Raw genomic sequence first — 21624 nt, forward strand, 5'->3', positions numbered from 1 at the left:
CACAATGCAGAACACGAACACAGGAGTGGAGTTGGAACGCGCAACGATTGCCGAGATGCTGCTCGATCGTCTCGGGGACGAGCACCTGGGCACCCGGACCCGGGACCGGGACTGGACCTGGGACGAGACGGTCCGTGAGAGCGCGGCCCGCGGCGAGTACGCGAAGAGCCTGCGCCGGGAGGGTCCCTTCCACATCGGCGTGCTCCTCGAGAACGTCCCCGAGTTCCTGTTCTGGCTCGGTGGCGCCGCGCTGACCGGAGCGACGATCGTCGGCATCAACCCGACCCGCCGCGGCGCCGAGCTCGAGGCGGAGATCCGGTACGTCGACTGCCAGCTGATCGTCACCGACGCGGACGGCATGGCGAAGCTGAAGGGCCTCGACCTCGGTCTCGCCGACGATCGCTTCGTCCTCGTCGACGACCCGTCGTACGCGGACACGATCGCCGCGTACCGGGTCGAGCGGCCCGTCCTCGACCCGTCGATCGACGAGTCGACGCTGTTCCTGCTGCTGTTCACGTCGGGCACCACCGGTATGTCGAAGGCCGTGCGATGCAGCCAGGGCCGGCTCGCTCGGCTGGCCTACGCGAACAGCGTGAAGTACGGGCACGTGCGTGAGGACGTCGACTACTGCTGCATGCCGCTGTTCCACGGCAACGCGCTGATGGCGCTGTGGGCGCCTGCGTTGGCCAACGGTGCGACGGTGTGCCTGCCTGCCGGCCGCAAGTTCTCCGCGTCCGGGTTCCTGGCCGACGTGCGGTTCTTCGATGCGACGTTCTTCACCTACGTCGGCAAGGCGCTGTCGTACCTGATGGCAACGCCCGAGCAGGCCGACGACATCGACAACACCCTCGTCCGCGGGTTCGGCACCGAGGCCTCCCCGGAGGACAAGGTCGAGTTCGTGCGTCGCTTCGGTGCCGAGCTGTTCGAGGGGTACGGCTCCTCCGAGGGCGCCGGTTCGGTGAAGCTGGACCCGGCGGCCCCCGAGGGGGCGCTCGGTCGGCCCGCGCACGACGAGATCGCCGTCGTCAACCCCGACACCCTCGTCGAGTGCGACCGCGCGAAGCTCGACGAGCACGGCCGGGTCCTCAACCCGGACGAGGCGATCGGCGAGATGATCGACCGGGGCGGTGCCAAGCGGTTCGAGGGCTACTACAAGAACGAGCAGGCGATCGCCGACCGGATCAAGCACGGCTGGTACTGGACCGGCGACCTCGGCTACGTCGACGAGGACGGTTTCATCTACTTCGCCGGTCGCAAGGGCGACTGGATCCGCGTCGACGGCGAGAACACTTCCGCGCTGATGATCGAGCGGATCCTGCGGCGGCACCCGAAGGTCATCGCGACCGGTGTCTACGCGGTCCCGGACCCGCGTTCGGGCGACCAGGTGATGGCGGCGATCGAGGTCGCCGACCTCACCGACTTCGACCCAGACGAGTTCGCCGCGTTCCTCGGCGCACAGGACGACCTGGGCACCAAGTCGGCACCCCGATTCGTGCGGGTGTCAACAGACCTCCCGGTGACCGGGTCGAACAAGGTGCTCAAGCGGGAGTTGCAGGCTCAGCTGTGGCGCTGCGACGAACCGGTGTACCGCTGGGAGGGACGAGGCGAGCCCGTCTACGCTCCGATGAGCGACGATGAGAAGCGTGATCTGGAAGCGCAATTCGCAGCGTCCGGGCGACAGCGGTTCCTCGGTGCCTGACGTCGTCGCGCCGAGTGGGCGCCCCGTCGCACTGGTGACCGGAGCGAGTCGCGGGATCGGACGTGAGGTTGCACTCGCGTTCGCTCGCAACGGTTTCGACGTCGCCCTCACCGCACGCACCGTGCGCGAGGGTGACGGCCGGGTGCCGCCGCGGACCCGCGGAGCGGACATCGCGGTCCCGGGCAGCCTGGAGACCACCGCCGCGGAGGTGCGCGCGCTCGGCGTCGACGCGCTCGGCGTCCCGATGGACCTCCTCGACGGTGCCTCGGTGCTCGCCGCGGCCGACCGGGTGCTCGAAACCTGGGGCCGTGTCGACGTTCTCGTCAACAACGCCTACGCCCAGACCGCCGGCAACATGGACCGGATCCTCGACGTCGAACTCGACGATGCCACGCTGATGATGCGCGGCAACTACCTGCACCAGCTCGCGCTGATCCAGCGGGTGCTGCCGGCCATGGTCGAACGGGGCTCCGGGGTGCTCGTCAACCTGGTGTCGGGCTCGGCGACGATGGATCCGCCGGCGGCGCCCGGCGAGGGCGGCTGGGGGCTGTCGTACGCCGCGTCCAAGGCGGCGTTCAGTCGACTCGCCGGCGCCGTCAACGCCGAATACCGGCACCGCGGCGTGCGGGCGTTCAACCTCAGCCCCGGCTTCGTGGTCACCGAGTCGGGCCTGGCCCGCGGCGGCACCGACACGATCGAGGACCAGGGGTTCGACTCGGTGCCTGCGACCGTGCCTGCCGCGGCCGCGGTGTGGCTGGCGACCGACCCGGACGCCGACCGGTTCCTCGGTAAGGTGGTCTGGGCTCCGAAGCTGGTGGATTCGCTCACGGCCTGAGTCGCGGTGTCGGACAACGAGAAGGGATGGACGCTCGAGTGAAGTATGGCGTGGTGATGCCGGTCGAACTGGGCATCGCGGGGGACCCGGAGCAGGTCCTCGAGTTCGCCCGGGCCGCCGAGTCGCTCGGGTTCGACGAGATCTCCGCGGTCGAGCACGCGGTGGTGATCGCGGACACCGCGAGCGAGTACCCCTACTCGCCGACCGGCAAGTCCCACCTCCCGGACGACTGCCCGCTGCCCGACCCGCTCGAACTGCTCTCTTTCGTGGCCGGCGCCACCACCCGACTGGGACTGGCGACCGGGGTTCTGGTGGCGCCCAACCACAATCCGGTGGTTCTGGCGAAGCGGCTCGCGACCCTGGACCGACTGTCCGGCGGGCGGACCCGGATCTGCCTCGGAGTCGGGTGGATGCGCGAGGAGATCGAGGCGTGCGGTGGCGACTTCACCCGCCGGGGCAAGGCCACCGACGAGGCGATCGCCGTCATGCGCGCCCTGTGGGCCGGGGGGCCGGAGGGCGTCGACTTCACCGGCGAGTTCCACACCTTCACGGGCGCCTACTCCTTCCCGAAGCCGGTGCGCGACAACCGTGTTCCGCTGTACATCGGCGGACACAGCAAGGCCGCCGCACGGCGGGCCGGGCGACTCGGTGACGGTTTCCAGCCGCTCGGGCTCGGCGGCGACGACCTCGCCGGCGCGGTCGCGACCATGCGCACCGCGGCGACGGACGCCGGTCGCGACCCGTCCGACGTGGCCCTCGTCCTCGGTGCGACGCTGCCGCGAATGGACGAGTCGAAGGTCGAGTGGGCGCAGTCCCTCGGCTCCGACCGGATCCTGCTGTCCGCGTCCCGGCACGCCACCACCCTCCCGGCCGCCCTCGACGAGATGGCCGCCTGCGCCGAGCGCATGCAGTTGGCCTGATCCGCCCCGCGCGCCCGGGTCCTCCCGTCGGTGCGCTCCCGAACACCTTCCTGAATGGCGCATTCATTCGGTCCAGGCTGAATGAATGCGCCATTCAGGAACCTGGGGGGAGGGGTCGGCGGGGCGCGCGGCGACGGTGGTCTCCACGTCCACCTTGTCTACCGGGACGCGCGGGGCGCCGAGGTGGTCGGCGACGCGTCGGTTCAGGTCGGTGACGAGGTCGCGCACGGCCTGCTCGGTCGGCAGGTCGGTGGCGGCGTCGGCCAGCCGTTCGATCGCACGCCGCAGCTGCAGCGAGGGGGCAGCAGCGCTTCGGTGGACAGCCCCTCGGCGGCGAGCGCGCTTGACCCACCACAGTTCGTCGGAATCGGCGATGTGCGGCAGCGGCTTGGCGGCGCCCTCGAGGTTGCCGCGACGTGGTCAGGGCACGGCGGTGGTGGGTGTGCGGAACAGCAGCCCGACGCTTCCACCCGCCGGCGCGAGCATTGACGGTTCCCCACGCGCCTCATACGCTGGTTAAGACACTTCGTCTTATCGGGGAGATCGCAATGACACAAACGGTTTTGACGGTGACAAGGCTGACCCGCGCGCTCGGGGCCGAGGTGAGCGGCATCGACCTGTCCCGCCCGCTGGCGCCGGGGCTGGTGAAGGAGGTGCAGGACCTGTTCCACGAGCACCAGGTGCTCTTCTTCCGTGACCAGCACATCGACGACGTGGCCCAGCGAGACTTCGCCGCGCACTTCGGACCGCTGCAGCACTTCGCCTTCCTGCCTCCGGTGTCGGACGATCTGCCCGAGTTGCACGCGATCGACATCGATCCGTCCAAGCCCAAGACCGCGAACTCCGACATCTGGCACTCCGACGCCACCTTTCTCGCGCGTCCGCCCCTCGGCTCCCTGCTGAGGGCCGTCCAACTCCCCGAAGTCGGCGGGGACACACTGTGGGCGTCGATGTACGCCGCATACGAGGCGCTCTCGTCACGGGTCCAGCGACTGATCGACGGGATGACGGCGGTCCACGACTCGTCGAACTCGGTCTCGCATGCGAGCAAGGCGGTCAATGCCGACTTCGAACCCGTCACCCACCCGGTGGTCCGGACGCATCCGGTGACCGGCCGCAAGGCGATCTTCGTCAACAAGACCTTCACCACGCGACTCGAAGGCCTCACCGAGCGCGAGAACGACGCACTGCTGCCGATGCTGACCGATCACGTCCGTTCCCCGGACTTCCAGGTGCGCTTCCGCTGGCAGCCTGGCTCGATCGCGTTGTGGGACAACCGATGCACGCAGCACTACGCGGTGGCCGACTACGCCGGGCGGCGCCGGATGCATCGCGTGGTCATCGACGGTGATGCGCCGGAGTGACCGGGGCGGCAACGCCTGCGGGTCGCCAGTTCGAGCACCGCGGGAGGCCAGGCAGCCGTGCGGCCCGGCCTCCCGCCGCGAGTTCACGAGGAGATCTCGAACCCCGCGTAGTCGTTCTCGGCAACCCGGGTGCAGATGTCGGCGTACGTGCCGAGACCGCGCACGTAGAGCATGAACCTGCGGGGCTTGCCTTCGATGTTTGCTCCGAGATACCACGAGTTCGCACGCAGGAAGAGCGTCTCCTCCGCCGCCTCCTGCACGTGTGCAGTCCACTTCTCCGTTGCGTCCGCGCGTGCCTCGATCTGGTTGGCGCCCTGCGCATCCGCATGACGAATCAGTTCCAGGAGCCAGTCGACCTGCATCTCGGACGCGAGCACCATGTTCGCGAGGACAGCGGGCGACCCCGGACCGCTCACGATGAACAGGTTGGGGAAGCTTGGAACCTGGTAGCCCAGGTAGCTCACGGGTCCTTCGCGCCAGGCCTCACGGAGCGACGCCCCGCCGGTCCCGCGAATGTCGATGCGGTTCAACGCCCCCGTCATCGCGTCGAAGCCCGTGGCGAAGACGAGGACGTCCAGTTCGTAGGCGGAGCCCTCGGTCTTGATTCCCCACTCCGTGATCCGGACGATCGGGTCCTTGCGCAGGTTCACGAGCGCGACATTGTCGCGGTTGAAGGTCTCGTAGTAGCCGGTGTCGGTGCAGATCCGCTTCGTGCCGATCGGGTGGTCGTTCGGGATCAGGTCCGCGGCGGTCTCCGGGTCGTGCACGATCTCCCTGATCTTGGCTTCGGCGAATTCCTGTGCACAGCGGTTTGTTTCCTCGCTGACGTACTGATCCGGGAAGGTCTTGCCGAACAGCACGCCGCCCGTCGCCCACCCCTTCTCGAATGCCGCGAGCCGTTCCTCGGGAGTGCACTCGGTGCCGTTCTTCGGGTAGGCGAGGTGGGGTGAGCCGCCGCCGCTGAGCCTCGACTTGCGGCGCCGCTCCGAATACTCCTCGCGAACCCGAATCTGGTCCTCGTGCGTCAACGCCCGGTTCAGGGCGGGCACGCTGAAGTTCGCGGTCCGCTGGAACACCGTGAGCTGATCGGCCTGCCGCGCGAGGAGGGGAACCGACTGGATTCCGGACGATCCGGTGCCGATCACCCCGACCCGCCTGCCCGCCAGGTCCGGCTCCGTTCGTGGCCACTGGGCGGTGAAGTAGACCTCGCCGGCGAAGTCGTCGATGCCCGGAATCGCGGGCCTGTTGGGAGCCGAGAGAGATCCGGTGGCACACAGCAGATACCGTGCCTCGAACTCCTCACCTCGTTCGGACGTCACTCGCCAGGTCGAGGTCTGCTCGTCGAAACATGCGCTCACGATGCGGGTGTCGAGCCGGATGCTTCGAAGCAGGTCGAAGCGCTCGGCGACGTGGTTGATGTAGCGCAGGATCTCGGGTTGGGTGGCGTAGCGCTCGCTCCACACCCACTCGTTCTGGAGGTCGTCGTCGAAGGAGTAGGAGTAGTCGATGCTCTCGACGTCACAGCGCGCGCCCGGGTAGCGATTGAAATACCAGGTGCCGCCGACTCCCGCACCGGCCTCCAGGCAGAGCACATCCAAGCCAGCCTGGCGAGCCGCGTGAACTGCGTACAGCCCTCCGAATCCCGCTCCGACAACCAGAACGTCCTTGTAAGGACGTGTCTCTGCGCTCATGTCTTCAGCCTCCAAGTGATCGTGGTGTCGCCCGCCTCACCGCGTGCCGCGGTGGGTCGGCGCGTGGGTCGATGATCTGCGCACTCGACATCGGCATTCCAGGGATCTTCCCGGTCAGTGCGACTGCATTGGTCGCTCGAAAGCGCTGCGCGGCTCGGCCATTGGGACTCATGGCGACGCCGCGGGCGTTCGTTCGTTCGATCAGGCACCGAGGTTGCGTCGCAGCGGTGCCAGTGACGCCATGTCGACGTGGATCAGTGTCGGACCATCGTGCGTCAGTGCCGCCCGGAACGCGGTGTCGAAGGCGGCTGCGCTGCCGACCCGGTGTGCCTCGGCCCCGAAAGACGAGGCGAGCGTGGTGAAGTCGGGTGTGGCGAGGTCCACGTGGAGGGGTGATCCGTCGCCGATGTTGCTCTGGATCGTGCGCAGCATTCCGTAGCCGCTGTCGTCGAACAGGCACACGATCACCTTCGCTCGGCACTGCACCGCGGTCGCGAGCTCGCCGACCCCGAGCATGAAACCGCCATCGCCCTGCAGCAGGACCGAGTGGGTGTCGGCGGCCAGCGCGGCGCCGACCGCCATCGCCATGCCCGGTCCGATTCCCGCTGCGGTCGATCGGACCGAAGTGCCGATCTCGGTGATGGGCACGAGTCGATCCCCCCACACGTAGGCGGGGACGGTCGCGTCGCAGACGAGCGCACCGGCACCCGGCCTGGTCTCGGCGATGACTCGGCTGATCTCGAGGTGATCGGTGCCGGCCTGCAGCGCGACCAGGTCGCGGGCCGCGGCGGCGGCCCGACGGCCCGCGTCGAGGTGCGCGGCCCGCCCGGCCGTGTCCTGGACCTCGGGCAGTGCCTTGGTCAGCGCCGTCAGACCGAGTTGCGCGTCGGCGACGACGGAGGCGGTGGCCGGGTAACTCAGGCCGATCATCGTCGGATCGACGTCGAGATGCACCATGGTGGCGGGCAGTTCCAGCCGCCACTCGGCCGTCGGATACATCTGGAAGCGGGTCCCCACCGCGAGCATCACGTCACACCCGGCCAGGAACTCACGCATCGGCGGAAGCGTGGCGTATCCGCCGAGACTCCGGGGATCCGACTCGGGTATCGCGCCGCGACCCTCGCGGCTGGTCAGGACGGGCGCGTCCCACCGTTCGGCGAGCAGTTGCAGGTCGGCGCCCGCCCGGGATCGGACGACACCGCCCCCGGCCCAGATCACGGGTGCCTTCGCGGTGGCCAGTACCGCGGCGGCCCGGTCGATCGACAGCGGATCCGGTGCCTTCCGGACGATGTCCCACGCCGGCGCCGCGACGGCGTCGAGCGCGTGGAGGTCTCGGACGGTCTCGTCCTGCAGGTCGAGCGGAATCTCCACCGCCACCGGTCGCGGGCGTCCGGTGAGCGCCGAGCGTCCCAATCGAACCACGGTGGCGGCGATCTCGTCGACCGACGTGATCGAGACCGTCTCCTTCGAGGCGGTCCGCAGCATCTCCGCCTGGTGCTCCGCCTCGTGGACGTACCCGCGCCCGCGGCCGAGGTGGGAGGTCTCGACCTGGCTCGTGATCAGCAGGACCGGCGACGACGCGTGATGGGCTTCGTACAGTCCGCCCATGGCGTTGGCCGTGCCCGGTCCACCGCTGACGACGGCGACGCCGATCCGGCCGCTCACCCGTGCGTACGCGTCGGCGGCGTGTACGACTCCCTGCTCGTGACGACCGCCGACCACCCTGATCGCGCCCCGCTGGTCGATGGCACGCAGGATCGTCAGGTTGTGTGCACTGGGGATCGTGAACACGGTGTCCACGCCGAGTGCTTCCAGCGCGAGCGCAACGGCGTCGCCGCCGGTGACAGGTTGCGGGTGTTCTCCGGAGTTCATGACGGCACGCCTTTCTCGGGGGTTCGGCATCATCGTGGGGTCGGCCCCGGACTGTCGGAAGCTGGTTGCCCACTGGCCGAGATCGTTTCGGTTCGCGCGTGACGCCGCCCGCGCATTGGAACTGCGTCTCGGCACGCGGGAAAGTCCGTGATGTAGCGGCCCGCCGGCTCGTTAGCCTCGCCGCACCCTGGAGAGAGGAATCTTCATGTCTCGGATGATCGGCAAGGTGGTGCTCGTGACGGGCGCCGGGCGGGGGATGGGCCGCAGTCATGCGGTCCGCCTCGCCGAGGAAGGGGCGGACATCGTGGCGTTGGATGCGCCCGGCGCGGAATCGGAGGCGCACCTGGCCGAGACGCGACAGTTGGTCGAGAACCTCGGTCGGCGGGCGGTCACGGGGTGCGCGGACGTCCGCGACCTCGACGCCGTCCGGGCCGTCGTGGACGCCGGGGCCCGTGGTCTCGGCGCCCTCGACGTGATCGTGGCGAACGCCGGCGTCTGCGACAATCCCGGCCCGTCGTGGACCATCGACGACGATGTCTGGAACCGGTCCATCGACGTCAACCTGACCGGTACGTGGCACACGGTCAAGGCCGGCGTGGCGGCGTTGAACCCGGCCGGGGGGTCGATCATCCTGGTCAGCTCGACGGCCGGGATCAAGGCCGTGCCGGGGGCCTCGCACTACTCTGCGGCCAAGCACGCCGTCGTCGGGCTCGCGCGGACCCTCGCGAACGAACTCGGCGAGCGATCGATCCGCGTCAACACCGTCCACCCGGGCGCGGTGGCGACGGCGATGACGCTGAATCCCACGACGTTCGCCCGGCTTCGGCCCGATCTCGACGATCCCTCCGCCGAGGATGCCGCCGAGGTTCTGGCCGCCACGACGCTGCTGCCGGTGCCGTGGGTCGAATCGATCGACGTCAGCAACGCCGTGCTGTTCCTCGCCTCGGACGAGTCGCGTTACGTGACCGGCCTGCAGATGGTGATCGACGCCGGCCAGACCCAGAAGGTGGCCTGATGAGCGGGCGGCTGGCGGGCAAGGTGGCCCTGATCACCGGCGCGGCCCGCGGAATGGGACGCGCGCAGGCGGTACGGTTCGCCGAGGAGGGCGCGGACATCGTCGCCGTGGACGTGTGCGGACCGGTGACACATTCGACGACGCCCGGCGCGAGCAGCGCCGACCTCGCCGAGACCGTCGCGGCGGTCGAGGGGCTCGGCCGCAAGATCGTGGCGTTCGAGGCCGACGTTCGGGACCAGCAGGCGTTGAGTTCGGCCGTCGACCGTGGCGTGACCGCGCTCGGACGACTCGACATTATCTGTGCCACAGCGGGTGTCAGCTCGTCGGGCAGATCGGTGGAGATGCCGGAGGAGCGCTGGCAGACCATGCTCGACGTCAATCTCACCGGCGTGTGGCGCACCTGCAAGGCCGGCATTCCCCATGTCGTCGCCGGCGGTGCGGGCGGGTCGATAGTGTTGATCAGTTCCATCGCGGGGCTGCGCGGGCTCGTGAGCGTCGGGCACTACACGGCTGCCAAGCACGGGGTGGTCGGTCTGATGAAGGCCCTCGCCGGCGAGCTTGCGCCGCACAGCATCAGGGTCAACACGATTCACCCCGCGAACACCCGGACCACGATGATCCAGAACCCGGCGGCGATGAAGACCGTGCGTCCGGATCGGGAGAACCCCACGCAGGAGGAGTTCGAGGAGGCGCTCGCGTCGATGCACCTGCTGCCGGTGGCAATGCTCGAGCCGCGCGACATCGCCAACGCCAGCCTGTTCCTCGCCTCGGACGAGGCTCGCTTCATCACGGGCGTGACCTTGCCCGTCGACGCCGGTCACTGCGTGAAGTAGCGGCCGGTTCAGCGAAACGATCCAGTATGGAGGTGCACCAATGAATCTCGAGGACCTTACTGGTCGGACGGCCGTGATCACCGGCGCAGGAAGCGGCATCGGCGAGAGCGTGGCCCGCCAGGCCGCAGCACTCGGCATGAACGTGGCTCTGGCCGACGTGTCGCCCGCGAGGCTCGACACCGTGGCGGCGGGACTGCGCGCGGACGGTCACACGGTGCTGGCGGTGCCCACCGACGTCACCGACGCCGCTCAGGTCGACGCCCTCGCGGACGCGGTGTACGCCGCATTCGGCTCGGTCACCCTGCTGCACAACAACGCCGGGCTGGAGTCGCTCGGCAACACCTGGGAGGTCCCGGCGGACGAGTGGCGCCGCGTCATCGACGTCAACCTGAACGGCGTTTTTCACGGTGTCAGGTCGTTCCTTCCCCGCATGGGTGCCGACCCGCAACCCTCTCACGTGGTGAACACCTGCTCGGTCGGCGGCATCGCCATCACCCCCCGCATGACCGCCTACGCGGCGTCCAAGCACGGCGTCCAGGCGCTGACCGAGTGCCTCTACCTCGAGTGCGCCGCCACTTTCCCACAGATCCGGGTGTCGGTGTTCAACCCCGCCCGTGTCGCGACACGCATCTTCGAGGACATCGACGTGCACGACGAGACCGCGGCCGATGCCGGGTACTGGCGTGAGGAGATCCGTGGCGGCATGTCTCCCGGGTCGGCGGCGAAAGCGTTGTTCGACGGACTGTCCCGTGGCGAGTTCTGGATTCTCAGCCACCCCGAGGATTTCGAACGACTGGCTGCCAAACGCGCGAGGGTCCTCAGCGAACGGCTCACCCCCGATGCGGTGTTCGACGGAAGGAACTGAACGCGGCGATGACCGTCCTCGGCGACGGCAGCGACCGGCGCGCCGAACGTGTTGGCCGTGTTCGGGGACGCATGGGTTTCGGCGCGTCGTCGGCGTTCCCGCGGACCTGCCGGCCCCCTACGGCGTCACCGCCGAGGGCGTCACCCTGACGGCAGTGGCGCTGCCGGCGAGCTGACGGGTGTACCGAGAAGCGGCGGGGAAGCGAATGTGCTTCCCCGCCGCTTCTCGTTGCCGACCGTGCACCGGAACGGTGTCGTCAGATCACCTTGTCATCGCGACGTGACGGAGATCGAAGATCCCGGTGTTGACCCACGGGATGCTGGTCGCATTCACGATCCTGTTGCTGTACAACGTGGCATTGGTCTGGTGGCAGATCGGAATCCAGGTGGCTTCACTCAGGGTCCTCGCGGAGATCTCCTTGTACAGAGCGGCCCGCGCATCGTCCGACAGGGTCGGATCGGCTGCCTTGGCGGCGAGGCCCGCGACCTCGGGATCGCCCTTGGCGATGGCGTAGTTCCGGAGCAGGTAGTTGTTCACGGTTTCCGCAGGATCCATCTTCGGTGTGAAGGCGTTGGACACCATCTGGCCGAAATCGCCCGCGATGTACCGTGGTTCGAGCTGGCTCAGTGGAACGGGGTTCAGGTCGGCGTCGAAGCCGGCCGCGGTCAGGGCCGCCTGAATGACGTTGGACGGCTTTTCGGTGTTGCTGCCGGCCCCGAATGTCAGCGAGACCCTGGCACCGCCGTTCTTCTGGACCAGTTCCTTGGCCTTCTCCGGGTCGAAGGAGTACGGATACTGGTAGCCCGGATCCGATGCCCAGCTCGATTCCGGGAAGATCTGGCGGTACGGCGTGCAGTTGCCCGAGTACAGCGCTCGGATCGACTCGGGGTCGACGGCGTGCGCAACTGCCTGGCGCAACTCGGGATTGGCGAGGGCGCCCTGGGGCTGCAGGTACACGCCGAGGGTGCTGCGGAACGGGACCTTGTCGATGTTGAACGAACCCTGCTGGGCCAGGGTCTGCGCCTGCACCACCTCGCTGGCGGAACTCACCCACGTGACGTCCAGCGCGCCGGTCTGCATACCGTTCAGCCGGGTGGAGGCATCCGGGATCGTGCGGATCTCGATTCCTCCCACGCGGCCGACCTCCGGATCCCAGTAGGTCCGGTCGCCGCGTTTCATGGTCAGGGACTCGGAGGGGACGAACTTCGTAACGACGTACGGCCCGGATCCGGCCAGTCCAGGGTCGTTCCGGATGTCGGCGCCGGCGGCGATGGCCTTCGGGCTGATCATCATGCCGACATTGGTGCTGAACAAACCGGGCAGTTCGACACCGGAACCCGGTGCCAGTGCGATCCTGGCGGTGTGCTCGTCCACCGACGTGACATCGACGATGCTCTTGAACGGCGCCGCCGCGACACTTCCCTCGAGGGTCTTCCCGCGGTGGATGTTCGCTGCCACCGCCTCGGCGGTGAACGGAGTGCCGTCGTTGAACGTGACGTCGTCACGCAGCGTCAGGTCGAGGTGGGAGCCGTCCGGGGCAAAGTTCCAGGAGGTGGCCAATCCGGGAATCAGCTTGTCGTGCTCGTCGACCATGACCAGCCGATCGAACAACGGGGTCAGGTAGCTCCAGCCCCCGATGGTGTCTTGCAGATACGGGTCGAGGTTCTTCGCCGTTCCCGCCGACGCGACCCGCAGCACCGCGGCGGGGTCGATCTCGCCTCGGCCCGCCACGGTGGGACCGTTGCCGGCCCCACCGCCACAGGCAGCGACCGTCAGCGCGGCGACCGCGACCACGGCGGAGAGCCTCCCCCTTGATGTCCATCTGTTCGACATTCGCCAGCCTCTCTCGTCGATCACGCCCGAAATGGCGTGCTTTCCTGGTGATTCGAAGGAGCTCAATGGAATGTGAGAGTCACGTCGTGCAACGTCTCGTCGAAGGCGAACGGGACTCGGTAGTCCTCGGAGACCGGTGAGCCGGTGTCCTGCCCGACGTTCAGGCCCTCGATGTAGTTGACGCGCCACGGAGCCGTGCGGTCGACACTCCCGTGGCCCACCGGTGTTCCGTCACACAGCAGGGTGACGTCGGCGGCGCCACCGCGATCGGAGCTCCGTCGTTGCAGCCGGGCCGAGACGATGTGCTTGCCCGGATCGATCGGGGCATCCGAGGTGACCCAGTAGCGTTCCCGCGCCAACAGGTTGTAGTGATAGATCAGCCGGCCGCCCAGGAAGTACAGGGCGTGCCCGCCGAATCGCCCGCCCTGCGACAGCAGCATTCCCGTCGCACGGTCGGTGTCGAGTACGACATCCGCGGTGATCGTGAACGACCTGTTGACGATGTCGGGCGCGGCGCCGGGCGGCACCCTGGTGGTGCCCGCGTAGTAGGTGAACGTCGACTTTCCGTCCGTGGGATTGGGCTTGGGCGGCCCCGGGCGATACGCCTTGCCTGCGATGATCGGGAGTACCTGGTTGTCTGTGGCCTCGGTCCAGAACAGGTCGACGAGCGAACGCAGCCTGTCCGGATGCGCGGCCGCCAGGTTGTGGGCCTGACTGTAGTCCTCGGCGACGTGATACAGCTCCCACTGCCGACCGGCGACCGGAGGAATGTCGGCCGAGTACTCCCACGGCATCTCGACCGGTGTGGTGGCCGCAACCCAACCCTCGTGGTAGATCGCGAGATTGCCCATGAGTTCGAAGTACTGGGTGGTCCGGGTCGAGGGACGGTCGGGATCGTCGAACGTGTACGTCATCGGCACACCGCACATCGGTAGCTGCGGCACGCCGCGGACGACGGCGGGTGCCTCGATGCCGACGACGTCGAGAATGGTCGGGACGATGTCGATCACGTGGTGGAACTGGGTCCGGATCCCGCCGGTGTCGGCGATCCGGGCGGGCAGGGAGAGCACCAAGCCGTTGCGCGTGCCGCCGAAGTGGGACGCCACCATCTTGAACCACTGGAACGGCGAGTCGGTGGCGTGCGCCCATCCTGCAGGAAAGTGGTTGTAGTGCAACGGGCCACCGAGCTCATCGAGGTGCTCGAGCAGACTGTCGATGCTGTCTTCCATCCGGTTGACGTAGGTCATCTCGTTGAGCAGGCCGTTGGCGCCGCCCTCGGGACTCGCCCCGTTGTCGCCCTGGATGTAGATCACGAGTGTGTTGTCGAGTTCGCCGATCCGTTCCAGTTCGTCCAGGACCCGGCCGATCTGGGCGTCGGCGTGGGCGAGCGAGGCCGCGTACACCTCCATCATGCGCGCCGCCACGGTCCTGTGGTCGGCGGACAGCGACTCCCAGGCCGTGATCTGGTCGGGACGCTCGGTCAGTTCCGTGCCGGCGGGCACCACGCCGAGATCCTTCTGGCGTGCGAGGGTTTCCTCCCGTAGGACGTCCCACCCGCGGTCGAATCGACCGGAGAACCGGGCGATCCATTCGGCCGGTGCGTGATGTGGTGCGTGGCAGGCAGCGGCGGCGTACTGGACGAACAGCGGCTTGTCGGGGGACACCGATTTCTGCTGACGGATCCAGGCGATCGCCTTGTCCGCGAGGTCCTGTTCGAGGTGGTAGGACGGATCGTCCGTCGGCGGTTCCACCGCCGTCGTGCCCAGGTGGAGGGCAGGCGCCCAATTGTTGGTGCTGCCCCCGAGAAACCCGTAGAAGTGCTCGAAGCCCATGTTCGTGGGCCAGTGGTCGAACGGCCCCGACGGGCCGGTCTCGAACACGGGGACATTGTGGTACTTGCCGAAGTGAGCGGTGCCGTAGCCGTTCGAGCGGAGGATCTCGGCAATCGTGGCGGCTCTGTCGGGTATCACGCTGGTGTACCCGTCGTACGCGAGCGCCATCTCGGTCACCCGCCCGGCACCGACGCGGTGGTGGTTGCGACCGGTCATCAGTGCGGCGCGAGTGGGCGAGCACATGGCCGTGGTGTGGAACCGCGTGTAGCGCAGCCCACGGTCGGCGAGTGCATCGAGGGTGGGGGTGGGTATCGGGCCACCGAAGGTGCTGCTCGCTCCGTAGCCCACGTCGTCGGTCATGATGACCACGATGTTCGGCGCGTCCGCGGGCGGCGTCGGCGCCGTCGGCCACGCGGGTGCGTCGGCGTCGGCGGGCTCGCGGGTGTAGGCCCTCGTGCAGTCCGACGATGATGCATTCATGATGCGCCCTCCCAGGGTCGAGGCAGGCTTGCACCGTCGGTCGTTCGCCAGACCTGCCGGATCTTTTTCGGCCCCAAGGCAATCGACACCTTCAGGGATTGTCCGGACAATCAATCATTTCGCCGGGCGAGCGCGCGCCGTCGCGGCTCACTCAATGAGATCAGGCCTTCGAGCTCGGTTCTCCGCGGATGTACCTTGCCGAAACATCGGACCGGCACGTGCTGTCCGCCATCTTCCAGAATCGAGGGCGTCATGACTGACACGCTGTCGCGAGTGTTTGCACCGGGCAGGATCGGACCGCTCGAGTTGCGCAATCGGGTGATCAAGGCCGCCACGTTCGAAGGTCGTACACCCGACGCGCTGGTGACCGACGAGTTGATCGCGTTCCACGCGGAGGTCGCGGCGGGCGGAGTCGGCATGACGACCGTCGCCTACTGTGCGGTACAACCGGAGGGCCGCACGCAGGCCGGACAGATCTGGATGCGTCCCGAGGCGGTCCCGGGCTTGCGGCGGCTGACCGACACGGTGCACGCCCACGGCGCGGCCGCCCAGGCACAGATCGGCCATGCCGGCATCGTCGCGAACTCGCGTTCCACGGGGCTGCCGGCTCTGGGCCCGTCGAGGCGGTGGGACCCGGCGAAGATGAAGTTCGCGCACGCCGCGACGACGGACGACATCGTCCGGATCGCACGCGCACACGGCACCGCGGCGGGTCTCGCCGTCGAATCCGGGTTCGACTCCGTAGAGGTTCACCTCGGCCACAACTACTTCGCGAGTTCGTTCCTGAGCCCGAAGCTGAACCGGCGCAAGGACTCCTACGGGGGCAGCCTGGAGAACCGCGCCCGGGTTGCGCTCGAGTCCCTGCGCGCGGTTCGTGACACCGTCGGTGACCGCATCGCGGTCACCGCGAAGATGAACATGGACGACGGGGTTGCCGGCGGGTTCTGGGTCGGGGAGGCCGTGCAGCTCGCGCAGTGGCTCGAGGCCGAGGGGCTCGTGGACGCGTTGCAGATGACGGTCGGCAGCTCGCCGCTGAACTCGATGTACCTGTTCCGCGGTGAAGCCCCGATCCGCGAGATGGCCGAGATGATGCCACCGGTACGCAGGCTCGGACTGAAGGTGGCGGGCAAGTACCTGCTCCACGACTACCCGTACGAACCGCTCTTCATGTTGGAGCAGGCCCGCCAGATCCGCGCCGCGGTGAGAATGCCGCTGATCCTGCTGGGTGGGGTCACCGACCTGGACGGGATGAACACCGCCCTCGATTCCGGCTTCGAGTTCGTGGCGATGGCGCGGGCGCTGCTGCGGGAGCCGGATCTGGTCGACAAGCTGCGCCGCGACCAGAACACGCGGGCGCTGTGTATCCACTGCAACAAGTGCATGCCGACGAACTTCTTCAACACCCGCTGCGTGCTTCGGACGGACAGCCCGCCGCCGGCGGCGACGGCCTCGCGAAGCACCCGAGTGGCATGAGCGGGGACCGGGGGCTTCGTCGCGGGGAGGCGTCGAACCGTGACCGAGCGCCGGCCAGTGCCTGCACCACTCGCTCTCCGGGAATCCCGTCGGTTTCCGCCTTCGGCCACCGATAAGATCGGTCCTCCCGCAGATGGGGAGTGCCCGCCGATCGTGCAGGCCCTGCCCGGTGCACCGATCGAGTCGTGGGGCGGAGGGTCCACCTGTGGTCACCGATGATGTGCTCGGCAATGTTCGGGGGCTGCTGCCGGGTCTCTCGGCGGCCGCCTTGGCGACCGAGCAGTGTCGTCGCCTCGACGATTCGGCGATGGACTCGCTGATCGGTTCCGGACTGTTCCGGATGATGCTGCCGTCCCGTTTCGCCGGCCTGGAGTCCACGCCGCTGGACCTGTTCGCGGTGATCCGTGCGGTCTCGTCCGCGTGTGCGTCGACGGGATGGGTCGCCTCGACGCTGTGCCTGAACACGTGGCAGGTCGCGCTCTTCGACGCGGCGGCGCAGGAGGAGGTGTGGGGGCGACACCCCGACGCCCTCATCGCGTCCGCGTATCAGCCGGTGGGACAGCTCCGGCCCGACGGTGACCACTTTCGGCTCTCCGGATCGTGGCGGTACGTGTCCGGGTGCGACCATTGCTCCTGGCTTTTCGCGGGGGCACTGGTTCTGAACGCGGCGGGCGATCCGGTCGAGCACGCGCTGGCACTCGTGCCCCGCGCGGATGTGACGATGCGGCCGGGAGCGGACTGCGTCGGCCTTCGCGCGGCGGCGAACACCGACATCACGATCGAGGACGTCGTCGTGCCTGCACACCGCGTGTACGGGGCGAAACGGCGGGCTCTGCGTGAGAGCGCGAAGGGCCTGCTCGCGTTGCGGCCGCTCTACCGGTACATGGTCACGGCCATGTACACCACCGCCATGACCGTCCCGTTGATCGGTGCGGCCGAGGGCGCTCTCGACCACCTCACGGGCCCGGGCATGGCGAGCCGGGTCGGCCGGCGCATGCTCGAGGACGAGTCGGTGCACACCGCGATCGCCCGTGCCGCATACGAGATCGACGGCGCCATCCTCCAGATCGAGCGGGACTTCTCGGAGATGGATGCCCTCGTCGCCGAGGCGAGGACCTTCCCTGCCGAGTTGCGCGCGCGCGTGCGGCGCGATCAGGTGCTCGGCACGGAGCTGGCGACCGCGGCCGTCGATCGACTGCTGCGTGCCGGCGGACGACCGTGCCTGGTACCCGACAATCCCGTTCAACGTGCCTGGCGTGACATCCATGCGGGCGCGTCACATCGCGTCAACGAGGTCGAGTACGCGCTCGCGATGGTTGGGCGTGCGGCCCTCGGCCTCGGCACCGACGAGGGCCCCATGTTCATCTAGGGCTGACTATGATGACCGCACGAGGTGTGCGTTCCCCTGGATCGAGACGCCGCACGCCGACACGCCACGATGCAGACGACCGCCCCTGGGATCGATATTGACGACCAGCTCACCCGGAGAACCGGCACTTGAATCCGCCGCTCGTCGAGCGTCGCTGCTCGAACGGATGACGGAGATCATCGGGCTCTTCGACGGTCCCGACACCCGCCTGCCGGTTGGGGTGATCGCAGTGGCCACCGGGCTGCCCAGGTCGACGACGCATCGCATCATCGACGAGCTGATCCACCTCGGCTGGCTGGTGCGAACCGCTCGAGGGTACGGACTCGGACCGAGGATGCCGGCGTCGAGCGGGACGGGAGATCAGCTCCGCCTCCGGGCCGCGGCGGCACCTCTGCTTCAGGTCCTCCACGAGGAAACCGGGATCGTCGCGCATCTCGCCGTCCCCGACGGATCCGATGTCGTCATCGTCGACAAGATCGGGGGACGGGTCGCGAACACGGTGCCCACGCGGGTCGGTGGCCGGTTTCCGATCCATGTCACCGCGCTGGGTAAGGCGATCCTCGCGCGATATTTCGCCGAGGACATCGACCACCTGCTCCCGGTCAACCTGGACAAGCGCACCGCGAACACCATCTCCACCCGGTTGGGTCTGCACCGGGAACTGCACGCGATTCGCCGACGCGACGGACTCGCATTCGGTAACGAGGAGGCCACCGCAGGGGTGTACTGCGCGGCGGCGTCGTTCGGGTGCCCGGATGGCAGTTACGCGGCAATCGCGGTGTCGGGACGCTCGGCACTGCATCATCTCGAACGTGTCGGCCCCCTCGTCCGCGAGGCGGCTCGACGCATCAGTGACCGACTGTCGAACGAGGAATCTCCCGAATCGGGGTGGGCGGTCGACGACCCCGCGCGGTCCGGTGCCGACACGATGATGATCCGACTGCTGAGCACCCTCGACGGCGACGACTGGATCTGACGCGCGGCGGCGTCCGGCAACCCCCGTGACCGAGCAGGTGTCTCGTAGCGCGAGACACCTGCGGATTGAATCTTCGAGGGCCGACGGCATCCTGTGTCCTCTCGGCCCACTGTCTCGACTCGTGAGATGTGGGGAGACCGACCCCTCGCCGGCTGCCATAGTGGCGTGCATCACATAGGGGGCTGGGCCGGAGGTTCACGAAGGAGGTCTCCCTGTGGGACGACGTGCAGAACTCGAGCGCGGCGCTGCCGATCGAAGGCCGCAATCGGGTGCCGGTTCACTCGATCGCATCGGCGATCCTGGCTCTTCGGGCCACCGCCGCGCGAGATCGAGATCGTGTTCGCGTGGAACCTCCCGAAACTCCCGTGCACCCGGTCGGTTCTGCTTCTCGGCCGATATACAAGTGAAAGTTTGGTTGACACAAATCATTTCGATCGGCGAATGCTGAACAAGACGCAGATGAAGGCGAGATACCCATGACGACACAGGCGGTTCCGGAACGCGTCCAGGCGACGCAGCGGGCGGCATTCGGAAACATCGACATCTTCACGCGGCGGGGAGGGGGCGAGTCGGCGCTGATGGCCAAGTCGATCTTCGCCGAGGCGCCGATTCGAGTGGCCGCGAGGCGCGGAAACGACTGAAGGAGTCGAGGCACAACATGACAGTTCAGCCGATCAACGAGTGTGCCCCTGCTCCGACCTCGGTCCTCGACCGCGTGTCGGTGATCCTCGACGCCTTCGACGGACCGGGCCGGCTCACGCTCGCCCAAGTCGTCATCCGCACCGGAATTCCGCGCGCGTCCGTGCACCGCTTCCTGGAGAACCTGGTGCGGATGGGATGGCTGCGGCGCACCAACGGTTACTACCAATTGGGGCTTCGGCTCTTCGAGCTCGGATCGCTTGCCGTGCAACAGGACCGCCTCCACGCATCCGCGGAGGCCACACTCCACGAGCTCCATCGGGTCACCGGCTTCGTCGTTCACCTCGGGGTGCTGGACGGTCCCGACGTCGTCTATCTCGACAAGATCGGGGGCCGGCTGGCCGGGGCGGTCCCGTCCCGCGTCGGAGGCCGTCGGGACGCCCGTACCGCAGCCCTGGGGAAGGTGTTGCTGGCCTTCTCGCATCCCGAATCGACCGCGCGAGCGGCCCCGGATCCCGAGCTGCAGCGAGTCGTCGATACCGGTGTGGCGTACGAAAATGGCGACAACACACCAGGATTCAGCTGCATTGCGGCACCGATCGGGCCCGCGGGGGGCGCCGTGGCTGCGGTGTCGATCTGCGGGCCGGCGACGGAACTGAAGTGCGACCACCGCAATGCGGCTCCGGTGCGTATGGCAGCCTCTGCCATCTGGAATTCTCTTCACGGTGCACCCCAACGTCGGGGCAGAGATCCTTTCTGGCACTTCGGTGCCGCGCTGTCGTCGCCGCGCACCCAGGCGCGCCCCAACCCGGCGCATGCGAGGCCTTCGTCGCCGAACTCGGACTTCGGTTCGGTGGTCGCGCTGCCCGACCCGCACCGGTAGACGAGCGGCGGCACTCCCGGGCCTGCCGCGCGAGCCCGACCTGCTGCACGGCAGGTCGGCCTCGGCCGCCGTTCGTTTGGTTGGTCGAGAACTTCTATTGACTTCAAACCGTATACACCCCAAGATATTCCGAAATGCTCCGCAACGAGACATTGCTCGCGCGGGCGACTCTCTCGATTCCGGTGTCGCACGGACCCGGTTTCCCAATTCATCGCCCCACCGCATCTTTCGAAAAGAGTTCTCCATGATCGACATCCAGCACTACGGGCCGTGGGCGGTCATCGCCGGCGGGTCCGAAGGCGTCGGCGCCGCCTTCGCCGAGCAGCTGTCCGAAGCCGGCCTCAACCTGGTCCTCATCGCCCGAAAACCCGAGCCCCTCGAAGTCACCGCCGATGCGGCCCGCCGCAACGGCGTCGAGGTGCGCACCCTGGCGGTCGACCTCCTCGCTCCCGACGCCCTCGACCGCGTCCGCTCGATCACGGACGACCTCGACATCGGACTCCTGATCTTCAATGCGGGTGCGGGCGCGTACGCGAGCGAGTTCGTCGCCGCGGACCTGGCGAAGGTCCAGCAGACGATCGACCTCAACGTCAGGTGCCAGCTGGCGCTCACCCACCACTTCGGAGCGAAGATGAAGGACCGTGGCCGCGGCGGCGTCCTCCTCCTCGGCTCCATCTCCGGGTACCGCGGCACCACCAACATCAGCTTCTACGCCGCGGCCAAAGCGTTCAGCCGGGTGTTCGCCGAGGGTCTCTGGCTCGAGCTCGCGCCCCACGGCGTCCACGTGCTCGAACTGGTTCCCGGTGCGATCAGGACGCCGGCGCTCGGTCGACTCGGGCTCGACCTCGACCAGCTCGGCGAGCTCGCCGAACCCGCGGACGTGGCGCGCGAGGGGCTCGAGCGCCTGCCCCATGGCCCGCTCTGGATCACCACCGGCCACTTCGAGACCGCGCAGGCGCACAGCGGATTTCCCCGAGGCCAACTTCTGCTCGGCGGTGTCGAGAAGGCAAGCAAACTCATGGAATCCGCGTAGCCGGGATGCGAC

The 21624-nt window shown here is 68.1% G+C and carries 18 protein-coding genes; 14 read left to right on the plus strand and 4 right to left on the minus strand.

Features of this window, described 5'->3' with window-relative positions:
• Positions 1-25: 25 nt before the first annotated feature.
• The 5 genes from casI (at position 26) to ABD951_RS15760 (ending at position 4818) form a co-directional block, all read left to right on the plus strand.
• Positions 26-1699: a steroid-22-oyl-CoA synthetase gene (gene casI / locus ABD951_RS15740; RefSeq protein ID WP_345346612.1), complete on the plus strand. Its 1674-nt coding sequence runs from the start codon at positions 26-28 to the stop codon at positions 1697-1699.
• A gap of 34 nt (positions 1700-1733) precedes the next feature.
• Positions 1734-2534, plus strand: a complete 801-nt coding sequence (locus ABD951_RS15745; protein WP_345346615.1) for an SDR family NAD(P)-dependent oxidoreductase — start codon at positions 1734-1736, stop codon at positions 2532-2534.
• 38 nt (positions 2535-2572) lie between these two features.
• On the plus strand, positions 2573-3454 hold the full coding sequence (locus tag ABD951_RS15750) for an LLM class F420-dependent oxidoreductase (protein WP_345346618.1): 882 nt from the start codon (positions 2573-2575) through the stop codon (positions 3452-3454).
• 81 nt (positions 3455-3535) lie between these two features.
• Positions 3536-3943, plus strand: a complete 408-nt coding sequence (locus ABD951_RS15755; RefSeq protein WP_345346621.1) for a hypothetical protein — start codon at positions 3536-3538, stop codon at positions 3941-3943.
• A gap of 80 nt (positions 3944-4023) precedes the next feature.
• Entirely contained in the window at positions 4024-4818 is a 795-nt protein-coding gene (locus ABD951_RS15760; RefSeq protein ID WP_345346624.1) for a TauD/TfdA dioxygenase family protein, read from the plus strand.
• Between the two features lie 83 nt (positions 4819-4901).
• On the opposite strand, the gene ABD951_RS15765 is transcribed toward ABD951_RS15760, so the two are convergent.
• Together ABD951_RS15765 and ABD951_RS15770 are read right to left on the minus strand one after the other, a co-directional pair.
• The gene (locus ABD951_RS15765) at positions 4902-6509 is read right to left on the minus strand and encodes a flavin-containing monooxygenase (RefSeq protein ID WP_345346627.1); all 1608 of its coding nucleotides are present in this window, start codon (positions 6507-6509) and stop codon (positions 4902-4904) included.
• A gap of 201 nt (positions 6510-6710) precedes the next feature.
• Positions 6711-8381, minus strand: a complete 1671-nt coding sequence (locus tag ABD951_RS15770) for a thiamine pyrophosphate-binding protein (protein ID WP_345346630.1) — start codon at positions 8379-8381, stop codon at positions 6711-6713.
• Between the two features lie 205 nt (positions 8382-8586).
• Between ABD951_RS15770 and ABD951_RS15775 the strand changes: the two genes are divergently transcribed.
• Genes ABD951_RS15775 through ABD951_RS15785 form a run of 3 tightly spaced genes read left to right on the plus strand, consistent with a single transcriptional unit; the run spans position 8587 to position 11094 of the window.
• A complete protein-coding gene (locus ABD951_RS15775; protein ID WP_345346633.1) occupies positions 8587-9396 on the plus strand; it encodes a mycofactocin-coupled SDR family oxidoreductase in 810 nt (269 codons plus the stop codon).
• Positions 9396-10229: a mycofactocin-coupled SDR family oxidoreductase gene (locus ABD951_RS15780; protein ID WP_345346636.1), complete on the plus strand. Its 834-nt coding sequence runs from the start codon at positions 9396-9398 to the stop codon at positions 10227-10229. The genes ABD951_RS15775 and ABD951_RS15780 overlap by 1 nt, the downstream gene beginning before the upstream one ends.
• A gap of 40 nt (positions 10230-10269) precedes the next feature.
• A complete protein-coding gene (locus tag ABD951_RS15785; protein WP_345346639.1) occupies positions 10270-11094 on the plus strand; it encodes an SDR family NAD(P)-dependent oxidoreductase in 825 nt (274 codons plus the stop codon).
• Positions 11095-11355: 261 nt separating this feature from the next.
• Here the strand turns inward: ABD951_RS15785 and ABD951_RS15790 are convergent, their stop codons facing one another.
• Together ABD951_RS15790 and ABD951_RS15795 are read right to left on the minus strand one after the other, a co-directional pair.
• Positions 11356-12888 (minus strand): ABC transporter substrate-binding protein, encoded by a 1533-nt coding sequence (locus tag ABD951_RS15790; protein ID WP_345346642.1) that lies wholly within the window; start codon positions 12886-12888, stop codon positions 11356-11358.
• A 101-nt stretch (positions 12889-12989) separates the two neighbouring features.
• Entirely contained in the window at positions 12990-15239 is a 2250-nt protein-coding gene (locus ABD951_RS15795; protein WP_345346645.1) for a sulfatase-like hydrolase/transferase, read from the minus strand.
• Between the two features lie 252 nt (positions 15240-15491).
• Here ABD951_RS15795 and ABD951_RS15800 point away from each other — a divergent pair, with 252 nt between their 5' ends.
• The 6 genes from ABD951_RS15800 (at position 15492) to ABD951_RS15825 (ending at position 21612) form a co-directional block, all read left to right on the plus strand.
• Positions 15492-16712, plus strand: coding sequence for an NADH:flavin oxidoreductase (locus tag ABD951_RS15800; protein WP_345346648.1), 1221 nt, complete (start codon positions 15492-15494; stop codon positions 16710-16712).
• Between the two features lie 205 nt (positions 16713-16917).
• On the plus strand, positions 16918-18081 hold the full coding sequence (locus ABD951_RS15805) for an acyl-CoA dehydrogenase family protein (RefSeq protein WP_345346651.1): 1164 nt from the start codon (positions 16918-16920) through the stop codon (positions 18079-18081).
• 166 nt (positions 18082-18247) lie between these two features.
• A complete protein-coding gene (locus tag ABD951_RS15810) occupies positions 18248-19057 on the plus strand; it encodes an IclR family transcriptional regulator (RefSeq protein ID WP_345346654.1) in 810 nt (269 codons plus the stop codon).
• A gap of 476 nt (positions 19058-19533) precedes the next feature.
• Positions 19534-19698, plus strand: coding sequence for a hypothetical protein (locus ABD951_RS15815; RefSeq protein ID WP_345346657.1), 165 nt, complete (start codon positions 19534-19536; stop codon positions 19696-19698).
• 17 nt (positions 19699-19715) lie between these two features.
• Positions 19716-20579 carry an IclR family transcriptional regulator gene (locus tag ABD951_RS15820; RefSeq protein WP_345346660.1) on the plus strand — a complete coding sequence of 288 codons (864 nt, stop codon included), beginning with the start codon at positions 19716-19718 and terminating at the stop codon, positions 20577-20579.
• Between the two features lie 244 nt (positions 20580-20823).
• Entirely contained in the window at positions 20824-21612 is a 789-nt protein-coding gene (locus tag ABD951_RS15825) for an SDR family NAD(P)-dependent oxidoreductase (protein ID WP_345346663.1), read from the plus strand.
• Positions 21613-21624: the final 12 nt, after the last annotated feature.

Source organism: Rhodococcus olei, assembly GCF_039540555.1.
GTDB classification, from domain to species: domain Bacteria; phylum Actinomycetota; class Actinomycetes; order Mycobacteriales; family Mycobacteriaceae; genus Rhodococcus_G; species Rhodococcus_G olei.